Raw genomic sequence first — 16,533 nt, forward strand, 5'->3', positions numbered from 1 at the left:
AGCGATAACAAATAATCTGCCGGACGATATGTTCGAAGCAGAATCTATGGATAGTACCAAGGAGGTTGTTTCTGTGAAAATTGGATTTATTGGACTTGGCATCATGGGAAAGCCGATGTCACAGCATCTGATCCGCGCCGGCTATAAGCTGACCGTGTACGATATTAATGTAAGCGCTGTAGAGGAACTGGCCGCAAGCGGTGCTATTGCCGCAGCTTCTCCGAAGGAGGTCGGCGAGCAGAGTGAGCTGATCTTTACGATGCTGCCGAACGGGGAGCATGTGAAGAGCGTAATCCTGGGTGAGCAAGGGGTTATTCACGGCGCGAAGCCGGGAGCCATCGTCGTAGACATGAGCTCGATCTCTCCTGTCGTATCGAAGGAAATTGCCGATGCACTGCAGGCTGCAGGCATGGAGATGCTGGATGCGCCGGTCAGCGGCGGCGAGCCGAAGGCCGTAGACGGCACGCTGGCCATTATGGTCGGCGGCCCGGAAAGCGCTTTCCAGCAGGCGAAGCCGGTTCTGGAGCATATGGGCAAGGATATTACGCTCGTTGGCGGGCATGGCTGCGGAACCACGGCCAAGCTGGCGAATCAGATCCTGGTCAATGTCCATATTGCAGCCATGTCCGAAGCGCTCATTCTGGCAGCTAAGGCCGGCATTGATCTGCAGAAGATGTATGAAGCCATCCGCGGCGGTCTCGCTGGAAGCGCCGTGCTGGATGCCAAGGTGCCGCTCATCCTGGAGCGTAATTTCGTAGCCGGCGGACGGATTGACATCAACGCGAAGGACTTGACGAACGTCATGGACACTGCGCATGCCATCGGCGTTCCATTACCGCTCACCAGTCAGGTGCTGGAAATGTTCCACTCCCTGAAGGCGGATGGAAAGGCTGCGGATGATCACGGCGGTCTGGTCCAATACTATGAGAAAATTGCCAATTTCCAAGTGTCCGGTGACAGCCAATGAGGATCCAGGCCAGTACAGCCCTGTCCCGTTACCCTTCTCTTTCTCCGGACGCGGTGAACGCGCTGTGGGAGAAAGAGATCTCTTCCTTCAAGCACCAGATTATCGTGCTGGATGATGATCCGACCGGAGTCCAGACGGTGCACGGCGTGTCCGTGTACACCGATTGGAGCGAGGCATCGATCGAGCAAGGATTTCTTGAGCCTGGCAGCCTGTTCTTTATTCTGACGAACTCCCGCGCCTTCTCCGAAGAGGAGACGCGCCAGGTGCATCAGGATATCGCGGAGCGCGCGGCCGCGGTCAGCCGCAAGCTGAATCAGCCCTTCCTGCTCATCAGCCGGGGCGATTCCACGCTGAGAGGACATTATCCGCTGGAGACCGAGGTGCTGTATGAGACGCTGCAAGGAGAAGGAAATCCTATCGACGGCGAAATCCTGCTTCCCTTCTTCTTTGAAGGCGGACGGCTAACGCTTGAAGGCGTGCATTATGTACGTCAGGAGGATGAGCTGATTCCGGCGGGCGAAACCGAATTTGCGAAAGACCGCACCTTTGGCTACCGCTCAAGCTCCCTTGCGGAATATGTAGAAGAGAAGACGGACGGACGATTTTCTGCGAAGGACGTCACCTTGATTCCGCTCTCCATGATCCGCAGTCTGGCGATCGACGAGATCACGTCTCTACTCATGAATGTGAGTCGCTTCAACAAGGTCGTGGTCGATGCCGCTGAGGAGCAGGACGTGCGTGTATTTACTATCGCTCTAATGCGCGCATTGCGCCAGGGCAAGACGTTCCTGTACCGCACAGCGGCAGCCTTCACCAAGGTGATCGGGAACATCTCATCCCGGCCATTGCTTACCGCACCCGAGCTCGTAAATCCAGAAGCTTCCACCGGCGGCCTCATCATGATCGGGTCCCATGTGCAGAAGACGACCGATCAGCTGGAGAAGCTCAAAGAGCTATCCACTCTGCATTTTCTGGAGCTGGATGCCCATCTCGTACTGGAGCCGGAAGACTTTCAGGAAGAAATTGACCGTGTTCAGCGGGAAGCGGAAGAGAAGGTTCAGGCCGGTGTGACCACCGTCATTTATACGCGGCGCGAGCGGCTTGACCTGGGTCAGAACATGAAGGAGAAGGAGCTGCAGCTGTCGGTCGATATTTCCCGCGCGGTAACCTCCATTGTCCAGCGCTTTGCCGTCACTCCGCGTTACTTGATCGCCAAGGGAGGCATCACCTCCAGTGATATCGGCACGAATGGCCTGGGCGTTCGCCGTGCGACGGTAGCCGGGCAGGTAGCTCCCGGCATCCCGGTATGGACGACAGGGGAGGAGAGCAAATTCCCTCATCTGCCTTACATTATTTTTCCCGGCAATGTCGGGGCGGTTACAACGCTGCGGGATGTTGCAGCGATGCTGGAAGGCACGAACCAGCCGTAATATACGTTGACTCATATTTAAGGGGGCTTATCCATGGTTACTGGTAACCTGCTCATTGTTATTTTCCTGTTATCGCTGGCGGCACTGTTCTTCGCCATTCTGAAGTTAAAAATCGAGCCCTTTCTCGCGCTCGTCAGCGTCGCCCTCGTAACTGCTCTTGTCATTGGCATGCCGCTGAATGAAGTGGCATCCACCGTAACGACCGGCTTCGGCAACACGCTGACCGGCGTCGGGATTCTGATTGGCCTTGGCGTAATCTTCGGCCAGTTCCTCGGCGCATCCGGAGCGGTGGAGAAAATTGCCCAGTCCGTGCTGAAGGTGTTCGGCGTGAAGCGTTCTCCCGCCGGCCTGGCGCTGACAGGCACCGCGGTGTCGATCCCTGTATTTTTTGATGCTGCCTTTGTCATTCTGAGCGGCCTGATTCGCAGTCTGTCCTCCAAGACCGGCATTACGATCGTTTCCTTCGTCACCGCGCTGGGTGTCGGCCTTATCGTTTCCCATAACATGATTGCCCCGACTCCCGGACCGCTGGTCGTTGCGGAGAATACCGGCGCAGAGCTTGGCCTGTTCATCCTGTACGGCATCATCGTGGCCATTCCCGCCACACTGGTGGGCGGCTACCTATACGGGATGCTGATTGGCAAGCGCATGAAGCATTCCGGAGACATGGAAGAAATTGCGGTCGATCCCGCAGACCAGCCGAAGAAGGAAATCGGCACGGGCCTCAGCTTCTTTATGTTAGCGCTTCCCATCGTACTCATTCTGGCAAACACCGTGTCCAAGCTGCTGCTGCCGGATACATCCATTTCCAGCTTCTTCGGCTTCGTCGGCGAGAAAAATGTCGCGTTGCTGATCAGTGTATTCGCTGCCCTGTTCCTGCTCCGCCCTTATATCTCGATTCCTTACAGCCGCCTCTATTCTGAGGCCATCAACTCGGCCGGGATCATTATCCTGATTACAGGAGCCGGCGGAGCGTTCGGAGCCGTCATTAACAAGAGCGGCATCGGCGACTACCTGATTCAGACGATGCAGAGCTGGAGCATTCCAGTCCTGCTGCTGGCCTTTATCTTCTCGCAAATTCTGCGTGCTTCGCTGGGATCCGCGACGGTGGCCCTTGTGACCACCTCCAGCATCCTCGGACCGATGGCTGTCGATCTGGGCGTATCCCCGATTCTGCTCGGTCTCGCCATCTGTGCAGGCGGCATCGGCTTGTCCCTGCCGAACGATTCCGGCTTCTGGGTAGTCAGCCGCTTCGGCAAGCTGACCGTGCCGCAGACGCTTCAAGCCTGGACACTCGGCGGCTTCATTGCCGGCCTGACCGCTCTGGCTACCGTCTTTGTCCTTAGCCTGTTCTCCGGCATTTTGCCTGGACTGTAAACCGATCAAGCCCCGCGGGGCCGTCCCTGGATCTGATGATCTTAGGGCGGTCCCGCGGGGCTTTGCATTGCTTGCTTCTATGCGTGGAAGCCAATGAGGCTTCCTTGCTCCAGGGCTACCTACCACCGGATCGAGGTAATCAGCCGCTGTATCCGCTCCTTCTCCTCACCGCTCACATCCCACTGCTGCAGCTCCAGCAGGATGCGCTCCCGGTTCGTAAAGCCCTTCGCCAGGCCATTTAACCGTGCTGCAAGCGTAGAGCGCTGCAGGTCCTCCAGAGAAGCAAAGTGCTGCTCCAGCTTACCCATCGCATCCGGAAATCGCTTCAAATAGTACTTCTGATGCCGATCCTCGGCAGGATAAAAGGCCTCAAAGGGCAGAAGCTCCGTTGCAGGCGCTCTGCCGCTTGCGCTTGCCAGCTCCTTCAGAACATCCAGCGCCGCCTTCCGCTGATTCTCTCCACTGTACAGAAGCAGAGAGCGGTACTGCCGGCCCTTATAGTCATTAATGACCTCTGGAGTATGATGCCTCCAGAAGATATGCAGCAGCTCCTCATAAGAAATCAGGCCGGGATCAAAATGAAGCTCCACACTTTCACTGTGATCTCCCATCTGCCGATAGGTTGGCCCCTTCAGCTTGCCGCCGGCATAGCCCGTCCGGGTGGATATGACGCCTGGCAGCGCACCGAACAATGCCTCCGGGGACCAGAAGCAGCCCATGGCCAAGCGGGCGACTTGCATTTTATCCTTCCGTCCATCATGATCAACCTGTGACAGCGCCATGCTGCATCCCTCCACTTCACCTTAAAGTATTGAACCTGTACACCCAAGGAGTATTGTTACTATGAAAAATCGATTTCGCATCGGAGAGGTCGCCCGGCTGTTTCAGCTGTCCGCTTCGACGTACTGACCCCTTAATTGCGGACAGGCTGTCCCCCCGGGACCTAAAACCCCTGGGAGACAGCCTGTTATTGTTCACGCACGGTGTATGCAAGGATAAGGAGCTTCTATCCCCCTCGGCTTAGCCCCGGGCCCATCTGTCGATGAAATCCGCAAAGCTCTCCGCCAGCTTCGTCACCGCATAGCCATGACCCCGATCCACATGGATCACTGCCGGCTCGCCGTCATTGCCGGTCTCGCGGTAATCCAGCATGATGCAATCATGGCCTGAAGGACCTTGGCCGATCACGACTCCGACTTCAGGGTAGCCGCCCTGCTCAATGATATGGCGGCTGCCAAAGGAGCCGCACAGAGAGTGCTTCTTCTCCCGTCCGATGCCAAGGATGCCGGTGATCTCGATGGCCTGTCCCGGCGCAGCCTCCACGGGGTAGAACCGGTTTCGGGGCGCTCCGCCATTGTGGAGCTTCATCATGGATACGTAGGACTCTGGCAGCTTGAAGACGAGCTCCTCCTCCACGGAAGCGATCAGCTCCTCTGAGGGAGTGTCTGATCGGTACAGCTCTGCCGCCGGAGCGTCATCGTTCCAGAAGCTGAGCGGGTCCTTCTCCAGATCCAACGCAGCCGCCGGCTGATAGGTGCGGAAGGATGGAGCTCCGGCTGTCACAGCCTGCTCGGCGGGCTCTGCCTCCTCTTCGCCGAGGTCCGGCTCCGCAGACGCTTCCCGCTCCTGCTCAATCCACTCCAGAAACTCCAGCGTATCCTCATCGCCCGGCTCCAGGCGGTCCGCTTCCCGGAAGGCCTGCTCGGCTTCATCATAGCGCTCCGCATAGTAGTAGGCCAGTCCGATCCGGTAATGCCACAAGGGATCCTCCTGCCCTTCCTCCTCGATCCGCAGAAACTGGGTAATGGCATCCTCATAGCGCTCCAGGTTGCTGTACGCTCTGCCGAGCTGGCTGATCAGCTCATAATCCTGTTCTTCAGCCGGAATCTCTTCAATAGCCTCTGCAATGCGCTGGAACTCGTCCTCCTCATGCCAGTCCTCAAGCTGTGTCAATAGCTCATCTCTCATCCCTTTGCCTCCTACATGTTAGTGCTGTTGCTGTGATTATACCATGTTCTGCCGTCCAGACCAGCACGGACCGCTCCTGCAAAGAACGTGAACCCGGCAGGAATCTGCGTCCTGGCTGTGGAATATAGGGAAGTGAGAAGAAAGACAAGCTGCAGGAGGGAGTCACCATGAAATCCATCACGGTTCAGAGCCTGGCCAACGCCTTTCAACTGGAGGTCTTGGCTGGAAGCGGTCATACCGACCGAAGCATTGCCCGCTCCAAAGTGCACCGGCCGGGGCTGGAGTTTGTCGGTTACTTTGATTTTTTTCCAATGGAACGGGTACAGGTGCTTGGACGCAAGGAGATTACCTATCTGCTCACGCTCACGGTGGAGGAGCGCGTGCTGCATATCCGGAATATTGTTCATTATCATCCACCCTGCTTTATCGTCACGGCTGATCAGCAGGATATTCCGTATCTTACACTGTTTTGTGAGGAGGAAGGCATTCCGCTGCTGCGGACGAAAGAGTCCACGACCGAATTTATCGCGAAGCTCGACCGTTATCTGACGAAGGAGCTCGCACCGGAAATTTCTATCCACGGGGTCTGCCTCAATGTGGCCGGCATCGGTATTCTGCTCCGCGGCAAATCAGGCATTGGCAAAAGCGAAACCGCCCACACCTTGATCCGCCGGGGTCACCGGCTCGTCGCCGACGATATTGTTGTGCTGAAGAAGCTGGGACCGGCTACCCTGCTGGGTACTCATAACGAGACGTCCCGCGAATTTCTCGCGCTGCGCAGCATTGGTCTCATTAATGTGGTGCGGCAATACGGACGCACGGCCTTTCAGGATGAATCCCGCATCGTGCTGGATATCGAGCTGACGTCCTGGCAGGACCGGGCGCTGAACAATGAGCTGGAGGTCGAGCAGAAGTACAGCGATTATCTTGGCGTCAAGGTTCCCTACATCGAGATTCAGCTGCAGCCCGGCCGCGACGTCGGCGGCCTGATTGAAGCTGCTGCGAACAGCTGGTATTTGAAGCAGCTGGGCTACAGTGCGGCAGAAGAGTTCATGAACCGGATTGATAACGGCATGCAGCCGTAGAACAAGTACAGCCTCGAACGCAGGATTGCTGCCTCGAGGCTGTTTTTTGATGTTTATCATCTTGGCTTTTGTGGCTACAGCAGGTGCATTTTAGCCTCCGCTTCATCCCAAGGAACTGCATATCCGCTGCCTTTCGCACAAAAAATCGAGGTGGAAGTATACAACGGATCAGCCTCTTTAATATAGCCCTTGCGCTCAATGACCTCCTGCTCGTTATGACAGTCGCCATAGCCGCCGAACCGAAGCTGCAGTACCCCTTTGCCGTGCGTGAACGAAGCCAGCTCCGTGCTGTAATTCATAAACGTAGACACCGGCACCCTGCCCCGGATGACGACATGGGAAGCCGACATTTCCGGTGCTTCAAAGGTGCCGGAGCACCGCTGAACATCCGACAGCACTCGTCCCATGGCTTCGAGCTCCACCTTGATTTTGAAATCGTAATACGGCTCCAGCAGCACATTATGCGCTTTTTCCAGCCCCTGCCGCAGCGCGCGGAACGTCGCTTCCCGGAAATCGCCGCCATGGGTATGCTCCAGATGACCGGCTCCTTGCAGCAGAGTAATATGCACATCCGTCAGCGGCATGCCAGTGAGCAGGCCATGATGCTCCCGCTCATACAGATGCGTCCGGATCAGATTCTGGTGCCCGCTGCTGAGCTGCTGGACATGGCAGACGCTCTCGAATGTGATGCCGCTGCCCCGCGCTCCTGGCTCCAGCCGCAGATGCACCTCCGCATAATGCCGAAGCGGCTCAAAATGACCGTAGCCGATGACCGGCTCCATAATACTCTCCTTGTACAGTATTTCCGGTGGACCAAAGCTCACTCGTAAGCCAAAACGTTCCTCCACCAGCTGCTGCAGCACCTCCAGCTGAATGACTCCCATCACATGAATATGGATTTCCTTCAGGCTCTCCTCCCAGATGACGGCCAGCGAAGGGTCCTCGGCATCCAGCATGTAAAAGGCCTGCAGCACCTCCTTCACGTTCAGCGATGCCTCAAATATTACCTTGGAGGTCAGTGTCGGCACCATATCATAATGCAGCTTGTCCTTTACAATGCCTACACCATCCCCGGCCGCTGGGCAGGAAAGCCCGGCGGCCGCGAACAGCTCGCCAGCCCGGACCTGCTCGACCATCTGGAGCTTGCTGCCGTTAACTCTTGCCAGACGTGTCACTTTCTCGTACGGATCACTCGCCTCCACACAGCAACGCAGCTCATCGCGCACCGCTAGGATCCCACTCGTTGCCTTGATATACGTCCAGCGGATGCCGCTGTCATCATGGCGGATCTTGTAGACGCGTCCTCCGAAGTCGGCCGCCTCGTTATAATGTGCTGTGGCGAGCAGATGAAGCTGCTCTATAAACTCTTGTATCCCTTGATCCTGCAGCGCAGAGCCTTGGACACACGGAAAGAGTCGGTGCCCCCTCACCAGGCCTTGAAGTGCCTGCAGCCAGAAGGCTCCGTCCCGCTCTCCGGCCAAATACGCCTCCAGCAGCTCCTCATCCCGCTCGGCCAGCTGTTCAAGCAGAGCCTCCGACTCGCTGAGGCTGTTGTCATCTAGCGGCCCTTTCAGCAGCAGGGCATCCCCGGTCAGATGCTGCCGGATTTCGTCCATCACCCGGGCGACATCTGCGCCTTCCCGGTCGATTTTGTTGATGAAGAAGAACACCGGAATAGCGTGCTGATGCAGCAGCTGCCATACCGTTTCGGTATGGCCCTGCACCCCTTCAACGGCACTGACCACCAGAATGGCAGCGTCCATAATGCTCACGGCCCGTTCCATCTCCGGGGAGAAATCGACGTGTCCCGGGGTGTCTACCAGATCATAGACCGTCCCTTGATAGGTCATCATCGCCTGATCGGCAAACACCGTAATCCCCCGTGCCCGTTCAATAGCATGGCTGTCGAGGTACGCATCCTGATGGTCGACACGCCCCCGCTCCTTAATACTCGCTGTATGGTACAGCATCTGCTCGGCCAGTGTGGTCTTGCCTGCATCCACATGTGCGAACATGCCTATGGTTAATCGATTCATTGCTACCTCAACCTACCCTCAGATATCGTTGTGCTCCTGACAATCATAGCATAGCTCCCGGATGCCTTATCTGATTCGTCGGTAAAATATAGCGAGACCCTTGACATATCGAACCCGGGGTACCGATACAGCCAAAAAAGGCGGAGATTGTGCTCCGCAACGCAAGAGCCTCATTTCTCCACCTTATAAAGAACGTTCACCGCTTCACTAAGCCCGGGCGGCTGCTCCAAACCGGTCTGGCCGGAACGCCTCGTGCCAAGCCTGCATTTCCTTGCCCTCCGCGTAATCCGCCGCCAGTGCCGCGGTGACGGGGCTCAACAGAATGCCGTTGCGGTAATGTCCTGCCGCAAACAGCACGCGCTCCGCCTGGGGCAGGCGGCCCAGCAGCGGGCGGCCATCCAGCGTGGACGGGCGCAGGCCCGCCCAGCGGTGGAACGGCTCGGCCTGCTCCAGAGCAGGCAGCACCTTCTTGTTCCACTTCAGCAAGCGCTGGATGCCCTTGTCCGTCACGCTGGTATCGAACCCCGCAATATCCTCGCTGGCTCCGCACACCAGAGTCCCATTGCTCTTCTGCACCAGATAGCCCTGATTGCAGAACACCATGTGGCGCAAGGGCGTGCGCTCCTCTCCCCAGGCATACGCACAGATCTGTCCCCGGATCGGCTGAACTGGAATCCGAATGCCCAGCTCATCTGCCAGCTCGCCTGCCCAGGCTCCCGTGCAGACCAGCAGCTGGTCTCCCTGAAAGACTTCTCCACCTTGGGCCACTACCTTGATGCCCTGTTCCCATTCCTTCAGCTGCACCGCTTCCAGGCCCTCCCGAATGAGAACCCCGGCCTTGAGGCAAGCATCCTTCAGCGCAGCCACAAAATCCGGTGCATAGATATGGCTCTCCTCCGGTGTCCACAGCGCGGCTGCCACTTGAGGCGACAAGCCGGGCTCCGCTTCCCGCAGCTCTGCTCCCTGCAAAATAACGGCGCTTGAGCCATACTCCCGCTGCCAATTCATGCGGCTTCTGAGGCCTAGCAGATCCGCTTCATGATAGACCGCATACAGGCTGCCGCAGGCGGTATATTCAAAATCGCGGCCCGACAGCTCACGCACCAGCTGCTGCCAGGCCGGATACCGGTTCAGGCTTTCCCGGCAGAGCATGAAGAACTCATCCGGATACTCCGGATTCTCGGAATACGGGGCCAGCATGCCAGCCGCCGCGCCGGAGGCCTGGCCGCCGCAGATTCCGGTCTCCAGCAGCTGGACCCGGGCTCCGCGAAGCCGCAGCTCCAGCGCACAGGATAAGCCGACAATGCCGCCGCCCATAATGATCCAATCGTTCATGGGGTCCTCCTAGCTCCCGAAGTCGCCGGCCGAAGCAGGCTTCAGCATCATCGACTCCAGGCCGCTGCTTGCAGATGCATAGCGCTTCTTCTGCACCCGGCCGGATAGGTAGGCCAGCCGCCCGGCCTCAATCGCAAGCTTCATCGCCAGCGCCATGCCGACCGGATCCTTAGCCTTCGCTACCGGCGTATTCATCAATACCGCAGAGGCGCCCAGCTCCATCGACAGCGCTGCATCGCTCGCGGTGCCAAGGCCTGCGTCCACAATGACCGGAACCGATGCTTCCTCGATAATCAGGCCCAGGTTGTACGGATTCAGGATGCCCAGGCCCGTGCCGATCGGCGCTCCGCCCGGCATAATCGCGGCCGCCCCCGCTTCCTCCAGCCTGCGGCAGATGACGGGGTCATCTGAAATATAAGGAAGCACCGTAAAGCCCTCCTTGACCAGCTGCTCTGTCGCCCGGAGCGTCTCGATAGGGTCTGGCAGCAAGGTCTTGTCGCTCGCGCTGATCTCGACCTTAACCCAGTCACTGAGACCGGACGCCCGCGCCAGCCTTGCAATCCGGACTGCCTCATCAGCGGTACGGGCTCCCGAGGTATTGGGCAGAAACGTGAATGAATCCGGCTCCACATGCTGCAGGATCGAGTCATCCTCCACCGACTCCAGATTGACTCTGCGAATCGCAAACGTCAGCACCTCGGCTCCCGAAGCCGCAATCGCTTCCTGCTGCACGAACGGACTCGGAAACAGCCCTGTTCCGAGAAAGAAGCGCGAGGTCATCTCGCAGTCTCCAATACGCCATGTATCCTTGAGCATATCTCTAGCCCCCTCCCACAAAATGAACCAGCTCAATCACCATGCCCGGCGAAACCGGAAAAGCTTCCCACTCCTCGGCCACCAGCACATGGCCGTTCACCTCGGCTACCACCGGCTTGCCGCTCAGGCCGAGCCGGTCGATCACCTCCGCCATCGTCCGGGCATCCACCTCACGCTCGCCGCCGTTAATCATCAGCTTCATACTCCTCGGCCTCCTTGATCCAGCTTGGCCAAGAATGCCCGGCACGTGCCCGCCACATTCTCACTGCCGACAATTTCACTGACGGCACAGATGCGCGTTGCGCCCGCACGGATCACCTCGTCCACATTGCTCAGCTTAATGCCCCCAATCGCCACAAACGGGACCCGGCTCTTCTCTGCCACCTCGCGAATATACGATAGTCCGACCGGAGCCACCACGTCCGCCTTAGTCTGTGTGGCGTACACCGGCCCCGCGCCGATGTAATCTGCTCCCTGCTGTCCCGCCAGCAGCGCTTCCTCCACCGCATGGGTAGAAATGCCGATAATCTTGTTCCCTACCCGCTGACGCGCCTGCAGGATCGGCATATCTCCCTGTCCCAGATGAATGCCATCGGCATCGGTTTCAAGAGCCAGCTCCACATGATCATTCACGATAAACGGAATGCCGTATTTGCGCGTCAGTGCCCGCAGCGCCTTCGCTTTTTGCAGCAGCTCATCCTTATGACTTGTCTTGTCCCGAAGCTGAATAATATCGGCTCCACCCTGAATCGCTTCCTCCATGACCTCAAGAAGGCTCCGTCCAGGGTGAAAATTCTCGCCTGTAATAGCGTACAGCCTGAAATCTGGCATCATTTGCTTCCTCTCCCCTGTCACGATTGTTTAATGGCCCACATAACGGGCATACAGACTCTTCGCCCGAACCAAATCATCGGTTCCCTGAATGAGCACCCGCCCATCGGCGAACAGCACCAGCCGCTCCCCATCGGCTAACGACGCCCGCAGCAAGTACTCATTCACCTTCAGTTCACGCACGGCAGGTCTTAGCCGCTCCTCCCACACCGACAGGGAGAACGGCTCGTGCCCCGAGATTTGTACCGACTCCCGACCGCACAGGCTGAGCTCTGTATTGGCCTCCTGCGTAAGCGCAGGATATTCATGAAGTCCGCAGCATGGACATTGCTCCCTGGCCTTGCCCAGCTTCATGGCATGGTACTGGTTATGCCACACGTCCATCGTAATGAGGCTCTCTCGCCGCGCCCCGGTGTCCCCGACGAGATATTTCAGCGCCTCCACCGCCTGGTAGGAAGCCACAATATCAACGATGGGCGAGATGACCCCAATCGTATCGCAGGTCTGGCCGCCAGAGTCCGCGGACTGGATGAAGCAGCGCAGGCATGGCGTAACGCCCGGCACCAGAATGGCGCTCATGCCCCGCGAGCTGACCGCTCCCCCATATACAAAAGGAACGCCCTGCTTGAAGCAGGCATCGTTCAGCAGAAAGCGGGTCTGGAAGTTGTCCGTGCCGTCCAGCACCAGCTCCATTCCCTCCAGCAGCCCTTCCACATTATCAGGCGTTACGTCCGTGAATACGGCCTCAATCTGGATCTCGGAGTTGATGCGCGCCAGCTTGTTTCGGGCCGCAATCACCTTGGGCAGCGCCTGCGCCGCATCCTCTTCATCAAACAGCATCTGCCGCTGCAGATTGCTGGGCTCTACATAATCCCGGTCCACCATACGTACATGGCCTACCCCCGAGCGGACCATATGGTTCGCCAGTACCGTGCCCAGTGCCCCCATGCCGACAATCAACACCCTGCTGGCTTGCAGCTTCTCCTGACCTGCAGCACCCACCTGCGGGAACAGCATCTGCCTGGAATAACGCTCATTCATACTCATGTTCCTTTCTGTGCTGGATATTCATGCAGCAGATCTACACGCTGAAATATGCAAAAAAAGCCATTCGAGAATACACGAATGGCTTGAACAATTCGAATGGACTTCTCTACGCCAGCATTACCTGGATCAGATGAACGGTCCGGAGCACAAGGCTCCCATCTCAGCCGGACTTCATCCAGCACCCGCGCTATTCAGCTCTAAATGTAGCATAACGAAACCGTGAGATTTTGGCAACCTTATCCTCAGGATTGTGCTGCCGCCGCGGCCCAACCTTTGGCTCGCTACGTACAAGCGTCCATACAAGTGTGCACTGATTCGAATAAAATGCTCATGTAACCGGTGTACTGGCGAGAAAGGAGGAAGTGTAGTGACGTACACAGCAGCAAAGCAGTGGATCGGGCAGCCGGTCTGTCTGCTATTGGATGATGGAAGCTACTGCATCGGAACCCTGGAGACACTAACCAAGAAGCATGTCACCTTATCTCAGGCCACGGGAAGCCCGCCGAGACACCCCAATCCCCGCAAACGTAAATCGAAGAAACGCGCAAAGAAACGCGCATCCACCTCCGGCCTGTTCGGTCCAATGCCGGGCTTCGCAGGAGGAGGGCCGATGTTTGGCGGCTATCCCGGCCTCACCCCGTTCGGATACGGCGGGCGCCCGCCAATGGGAAGCCCTCGCCCTGGCGGGCCGTCGTTCGGGGGCTACCCCGGTGGGCCACTGTTCGGGCCTCCGGGGCGCCCGCCGCAGGGCAATCCCGGTGGAACGCCGGAGAGCAGCGCAACGGCAAATCCATCTGGAGCAGGCGCGGCGGGCGGCATGGGCGGCCTGTTCAATACGGTCAACCGTTATATGCCGATGATCAAGATCGGAATGAACGTCGTCAAGAGCATCTGGCCTTTGGTCGGTATGCTCAGCATCTAGTCACCCGCGACAGCGCCTTGAGAAGCATGAAAAAACCTCCCCTGCACCGGGTTTCACGCTCTGACCCGTCATCCGCAAGGGAGGTTCTTGTTCTATGGCAGCTGGACTTTGAACTTGCTGTTCTCGGCAAAGGTTCTGGTTTCGTATCGAAGCTCGGACGGCTGGTCGCCCTTTTGGATATGGAACGCGATCCATCCCGATTTCTTTCCGTTCGGCGCCAGATCGCCATGACCCAGCTCATCATATTGATCTTTTGTATCGATGAAGACATAATTGCCTTCTATTTCACCAGATGAGGTGACCACGCTAAAGCTGGCCTGGCTGTAAGCATAGTCCTCATTGCCTGTATTATGAATGTCTGCATTCACGATATAAAATTCCTTGCCGTCATCCGCGGGCACCTTATCGCTTAACTGCGATTGGCGCTCACCTACCGTGAAGGTATATGTTACACCTTCAAATTCAAAAGGCTGTCCTGCCACGTATCCACCCTCTCCGGCTGGAGCTTTGGCTTCACTCTGGTCCCCGCTTCCCCCTGCGGACACAACCGGTGTGACGCCGAGGATGTCTCTGAGCGCCGCGACCTCCTGTTTCAGATCTTCCACTTCTTTCTCAAGGGAAGCCGTATCCCCGGACGAGCACCCTGCAAGCAGAACAGCAGACGCCATCATAGGCAGTATAAGCTTTTTCATCATGTTGTCCTCTCCTCTAGCTAGCGATTCAGCAAGCATTGTTCAAATTGACATTGGTAGTCTACTACAGAATTCGGCACTCCAACAGTAAATTTTTCCTATCTCGGTGAATTTCAAATCTTCTGTTTCGACTCCCCATTGAAAAACCTATGTATAGACAGTCACCCATTCCACCCCTTCTTAATATCGTATCGGTATAAAGAAGGAGGGAATACTAAGTGGAAATCCTCGTGGATAAAAAAGAGCTGGAGGCGCAGCTGGACACCCTGCCTCCCTGGAAGCGGGAAGCCTTCACATCCTTCGCCTCCATTATTGCGGACAGTGACAATACGTATCCCTGCATTCCGGGAAGACAGGGCTTTCTGATGAATCATCTGCGGTACGCATTTATCGGCGATCCCCGGGATCCCGGCTCGGCCCAACAGCTGGCTCAGGCGCTTGGAGCCTACGGCGAAATATCCCGCAGCACCGGTAACTACGCTTCATTAGCGGTATTTGTGGAGACGCCAGAAGAGCTGCTGCAGGATAGCACTGTCGAGGATTATCGGTCGCTGTTCTGGAAGCTTTTGAATGAGGTCACCTCACTGGATCCCCGGGAGTGGCCCGAAGGCATCCCGACCGATCCGACCGATCCGGGCTGGGAGTTCTGTTTTCAGGGGGAGCCTTACTTTGCATTTTGCGCGACCCCGGCGCATGTGGAGCGGCGAAGCCGTCATTTTCCGGGCATGCTGCTGGCGTTTCAGCCCCGCTGGGTGTTTGATGAGATGAACGCCTCCACCGTGCTGGGTCGCAAGATGAAGCAGCTGATCCGCAAGCGTCTGGTGGAATACGACGGGTTCCCCGGTCATCCCGATCTGAAATGGTACGGCCAGGATGACAATCATGAATGGAAGCAATATTTTCTCAGCGATGATAACAGCAGCCCGTCCAAATGCCCGTTCACCCGGATGAAGCAAACCATATCCCGTATTCTCAAGTAGCTTTTCGCACCAGGGGCAGTGTCATGCAGCGGATGCCTCCGCCGCCTTTTTCGAGCTCTGTGACGTCCACTTCAATAATGTTTTTCTTGTGCAGCTTGTCATGGCGAGTCAGCATCTGCTTGTGTGCATCCTTACTGATCAGCAGCGTCTCGGGATTTACATTCAGGAAGTTAATATCCGGTACGGTCTTGCAGTCCTTGATCCAGTACACCTCAAAGCCGTGGCGCTTAAGGAATTGCTCCGGCATTTCGTACCGCGCGCCGCTTCGGGTCAGCACATGAAGAGGAAAGTAGCGCACATAGCTTTTGGACAGAATGAGATCCTCATGAGCCACATTGCAGTTCATATCCAGGTGCAGGGTATCAGGACGGCGCGGCAGATCTATGATACCGATCTCGGAGAAGCCGGCCTGAAACAGGGTATCCTTGATCACGTCTACACTCGTGATGTTGGATCTAAGGCCAACGTTAATCCAGACGGCATCCTGGTTCAGCACGAGGCAATCGCCAAACTCCAGGGCAGGCATATTATTGTTAGCCGTGATGTGAAACTGCTTCGGGAACCATGTCTCCAGCAGCCGGTGTGCATGGATATACTCCGGCCGGCGCATAGAGATGCCCGGCTCGCCTGGAAGGATAATTTCGCCGAATACACAGGCCAGATCCCGCACAAAAAACCGATTGATCAGCTGCCGGCTCAGCTGGCTCTCCTCCTCCGTCAGCTCGGTAGAATAATCAATAATATGGACGCCTTCGGCCCGTAAGGTATCCCGCACGCTGGCAAAGCTTTCATGAGCCTTGGCTTGATCGACAGGCGCATTCCATTGTACATCCTCTGCCGTTTGTAGATCCGGAACATCCAGTACCGATGGCGAGCATAGCAGCACGGCCTCCAGTTCGCCGTGCTCGGACGTGCAGCTGGGCTGAATGGGCTTGGTGGGTAGCATGATTTGACCTGCCTTCCTTCAGTTGATCTGCTTTTATCGTGGCTCAAGAGCGTTATTTTATGTACATAATGTTCATGCATGGATATGTGAAACCGGGAGAG

16 protein-coding genes are annotated in these 16,533 nt (G+C 57.0%); 6 read left to right on the plus strand and 10 right to left on the minus strand.

Annotated features, from left to right (window positions below):
• Nucleotides 1-46 precede the first annotated feature (46 nt).
• Genes garR through ACH6EH_RS09240 form a run of 3 tightly spaced genes read left to right on the plus strand, consistent with a single transcriptional unit; the run spans nucleotide 47 to nucleotide 3,774 of the window.
• Nucleotides 47-967, plus strand: a complete 921-nt coding sequence (garR, locus tag ACH6EH_RS09230) for a 2-hydroxy-3-oxopropionate reductase (protein WP_397332076.1) — start codon at nucleotides 47-49, stop codon at nucleotides 965-967.
• On the plus strand, nucleotides 964-2,397 hold the full coding sequence (locus ACH6EH_RS09235) for a four-carbon acid sugar kinase family protein (protein ID WP_397332077.1): 1,434 nt from the start codon (nucleotides 964-966) through the stop codon (nucleotides 2,395-2,397). The genes garR and ACH6EH_RS09235 overlap by 4 nt, the downstream gene beginning before the upstream one ends.
• Before the next feature lie 33 nt (nucleotides 2,398-2,430).
• On the plus strand, nucleotides 2,431-3,774 hold the full coding sequence (locus ACH6EH_RS09240; RefSeq protein WP_397332078.1) for a GntP family permease: 1,344 nt from the start codon (nucleotides 2,431-2,433) through the stop codon (nucleotides 3,772-3,774).
• A 119-nt stretch (nucleotides 3,775-3,893) separates the two neighbouring features.
• Here ACH6EH_RS09240 and msrA read toward each other — a convergent pair whose 3' ends face one another.
• Together msrA and ACH6EH_RS09250 are read right to left on the minus strand one after the other, a co-directional pair.
• Nucleotides 3,894-4,556: a peptide-methionine (S)-S-oxide reductase MsrA gene (msrA, locus tag ACH6EH_RS09245; RefSeq protein WP_397332079.1), complete on the minus strand. Its 663-nt coding sequence runs from the start codon at nucleotides 4,554-4,556 to the stop codon at nucleotides 3,894-3,896.
• 238 nt (nucleotides 4,557-4,794) lie between these two features.
• Nucleotides 4,795-5,742: an SMI1/KNR4 family protein gene (locus tag ACH6EH_RS09250; protein ID WP_397332080.1), complete on the minus strand. Its 948-nt coding sequence runs from the start codon at nucleotides 5,740-5,742 to the stop codon at nucleotides 4,795-4,797.
• Between the two features lie 167 nt (nucleotides 5,743-5,909).
• On the opposite strand from ACH6EH_RS09250, the gene hprK reads away from it, so the two are divergent.
• Nucleotides 5,910-6,827, plus strand: coding sequence for an HPr(Ser) kinase/phosphatase (hprK, locus tag ACH6EH_RS09255; protein WP_138227447.1), 918 nt, complete (start codon nucleotides 5,910-5,912; stop codon nucleotides 6,825-6,827).
• Between the two features lie 74 nt (nucleotides 6,828-6,901).
• Here the strand turns inward: hprK and ACH6EH_RS09260 are convergent, their stop codons facing one another.
• The 6 genes from ACH6EH_RS09260 to ACH6EH_RS09285 all read right to left on the minus strand — a co-directional run bounded on the left by ACH6EH_RS09260 (nucleotide 6,902) and on the right by ACH6EH_RS09285 (nucleotide 12,886).
• Complete coding sequence (locus ACH6EH_RS09260) at nucleotides 6,902-8,863, minus strand: GTP-binding protein (RefSeq protein ID WP_397332081.1); 1,962 nt, start codon at nucleotides 8,861-8,863, stop codon at nucleotides 6,902-6,904.
• Between the two features lie 207 nt (nucleotides 8,864-9,070).
• Nucleotides 9,071-10,198 carry a glycine oxidase ThiO gene (gene thiO / locus ACH6EH_RS09265; protein WP_397332083.1) on the minus strand — a complete coding sequence of 376 codons (1,128 nt, stop codon included), beginning with the start codon at nucleotides 10,196-10,198 and terminating at the stop codon, nucleotides 9,071-9,073.
• A gap of 9 nt (nucleotides 10,199-10,207) precedes the next feature.
• Nucleotides 10,208-11,014: a thiazole synthase gene (locus ACH6EH_RS09270; protein ID WP_397332084.1), complete on the minus strand. Its 807-nt coding sequence runs from the start codon at nucleotides 11,012-11,014 to the stop codon at nucleotides 10,208-10,210.
• A gap of 4 nt (nucleotides 11,015-11,018) precedes the next feature.
• Nucleotides 11,019-11,216 carry a sulfur carrier protein ThiS gene (thiS, locus tag ACH6EH_RS09275; RefSeq protein WP_397332085.1) on the minus strand — a complete coding sequence of 66 codons (198 nt, stop codon included), beginning with the start codon at nucleotides 11,214-11,216 and terminating at the stop codon, nucleotides 11,019-11,021.
• The gene (gene thiE, locus ACH6EH_RS09280) at nucleotides 11,213-11,845 is read right to left on the minus strand and encodes a thiamine phosphate synthase (RefSeq protein WP_397332138.1); all 633 of its coding nucleotides are present in this window, start codon (nucleotides 11,843-11,845) and stop codon (nucleotides 11,213-11,215) included. The genes thiS and thiE overlap by 4 nt, the downstream gene beginning before the upstream one ends.
• 30 nt (nucleotides 11,846-11,875) lie before the next feature.
• Nucleotides 11,876-12,886, minus strand: coding sequence for a ThiF family adenylyltransferase (locus ACH6EH_RS09285; protein WP_138227452.1), 1,011 nt, complete (start codon nucleotides 12,884-12,886; stop codon nucleotides 11,876-11,878).
• Nucleotides 12,887-13,259: 373 nt separating this feature from the next.
• Between ACH6EH_RS09285 and ACH6EH_RS09290 the strand changes: the two genes are divergently transcribed.
• Nucleotides 13,260-13,814 (plus strand): hypothetical protein, encoded by a 555-nt coding sequence (locus ACH6EH_RS09290; RefSeq protein WP_397332086.1) that lies wholly within the window; start codon nucleotides 13,260-13,262, stop codon nucleotides 13,812-13,814.
• Between the two features lie 92 nt (nucleotides 13,815-13,906).
• On the opposite strand, the gene ACH6EH_RS09295 is transcribed toward ACH6EH_RS09290, so the two are convergent.
• Entirely contained in the window at nucleotides 13,907-14,509 is a 603-nt protein-coding gene (locus tag ACH6EH_RS09295; RefSeq protein WP_397332087.1) for a DUF4352 domain-containing protein, read from the minus strand.
• Between the two features lie 215 nt (nucleotides 14,510-14,724).
• Here ACH6EH_RS09295 and ACH6EH_RS09300 point away from each other — a divergent pair, with 215 nt between their 5' ends.
• Entirely contained in the window at nucleotides 14,725-15,486 is a 762-nt protein-coding gene (locus tag ACH6EH_RS09300) for a YqcI/YcgG family protein (protein WP_397332088.1), read from the plus strand.
• Here the strand turns inward: ACH6EH_RS09300 and ACH6EH_RS09305 are convergent.
• Nucleotides 15,479-16,432, minus strand: coding sequence for an arginine deiminase family protein (locus ACH6EH_RS09305; protein WP_397332089.1), 954 nt, complete (start codon nucleotides 16,430-16,432; stop codon nucleotides 15,479-15,481). The two genes, ACH6EH_RS09300 and ACH6EH_RS09305, sit on opposite strands and share 8 nt — an antisense overlap.
• Nucleotides 16,433-16,533: the final 101 nt, after the last annotated feature.

Source organism: Paenibacillus sp. JSM ZJ436 (assembly GCF_044383795.1).
GTDB classification, from domain to species: domain Bacteria; phylum Bacillota; class Bacilli; order Paenibacillales; family Paenibacillaceae; genus Paenibacillus_AQ; species Paenibacillus_AQ algicola.

Coding starts and splice junctions, on each gene's coding strand:
- ACH6EH_RS09305 (WP_397332089.1), bottom strand. CDS start 16,432: ATGCTACCCACCAAGCCCATTCAGCCCAGCTGCACGTCCGAGCACGGC.
- ACH6EH_RS09270 (WP_397332084.1), bottom strand. CDS start 11,014: ATGCTCAAGGATACATGGCGTATTGGAGACTGCGAGATGACCTCGCGC.
- ACH6EH_RS09260 (WP_397332081.1), bottom strand. CDS start 8,863: ATGAATCGATTAACCATAGGCATGTTCGCACATGTGGATGCAGGCAAG.
- msrA (WP_397332079.1), bottom strand. CDS start 4,556: ATGGCGCTGTCACAGGTTGATCATGATGGACGGAAGGATAAAATGCAA.
- hprK (WP_138227447.1), top strand. CDS start 5,910: ATGAAATCCATCACGGTTCAGAGCCTGGCCAACGCCTTTCAACTGGAG.
- thiE (WP_397332138.1), bottom strand. CDS start 11,845: ATGCCAGATTTCAGGCTGTACGCTATTACAGGCGAGAATTTTCACCCT.
- ACH6EH_RS09240 (WP_397332078.1), top strand. CDS start 2,431: ATGGTTACTGGTAACCTGCTCATTGTTATTTTCCTGTTATCGCTGGCG.
- garR (WP_397332076.1), top strand. CDS start 47: ATGGATAGTACCAAGGAGGTTGTTTCTGTGAAAATTGGATTTATTGGA.
- thiS (WP_397332085.1), bottom strand. CDS start 11,216: ATGAAGCTGATGATTAACGGCGGCGAGCGTGAGGTGGATGCCCGGACG.
- ACH6EH_RS09285 (WP_138227452.1), bottom strand. CDS start 12,886: ATGAATGAGCGTTATTCCAGGCAGATGCTGTTCCCGCAGGTGGGTGCT.
- thiO (WP_397332083.1), bottom strand. CDS start 10,198: ATGAACGATTGGATCATTATGGGCGGCGGCATTGTCGGCTTATCCTGT.
- ACH6EH_RS09250 (WP_397332080.1), bottom strand. CDS start 5,742: ATGAGAGATGAGCTATTGACACAGCTTGAGGACTGGCATGAGGAGGAC.
- ACH6EH_RS09295 (WP_397332087.1), bottom strand. CDS start 14,509: ATGATGAAAAAGCTTATACTGCCTATGATGGCGTCTGCTGTTCTGCTT.
- ACH6EH_RS09235 (WP_397332077.1), top strand. CDS start 964: ATGAGGATCCAGGCCAGTACAGCCCTGTCCCGTTACCCTTCTCTTTCT.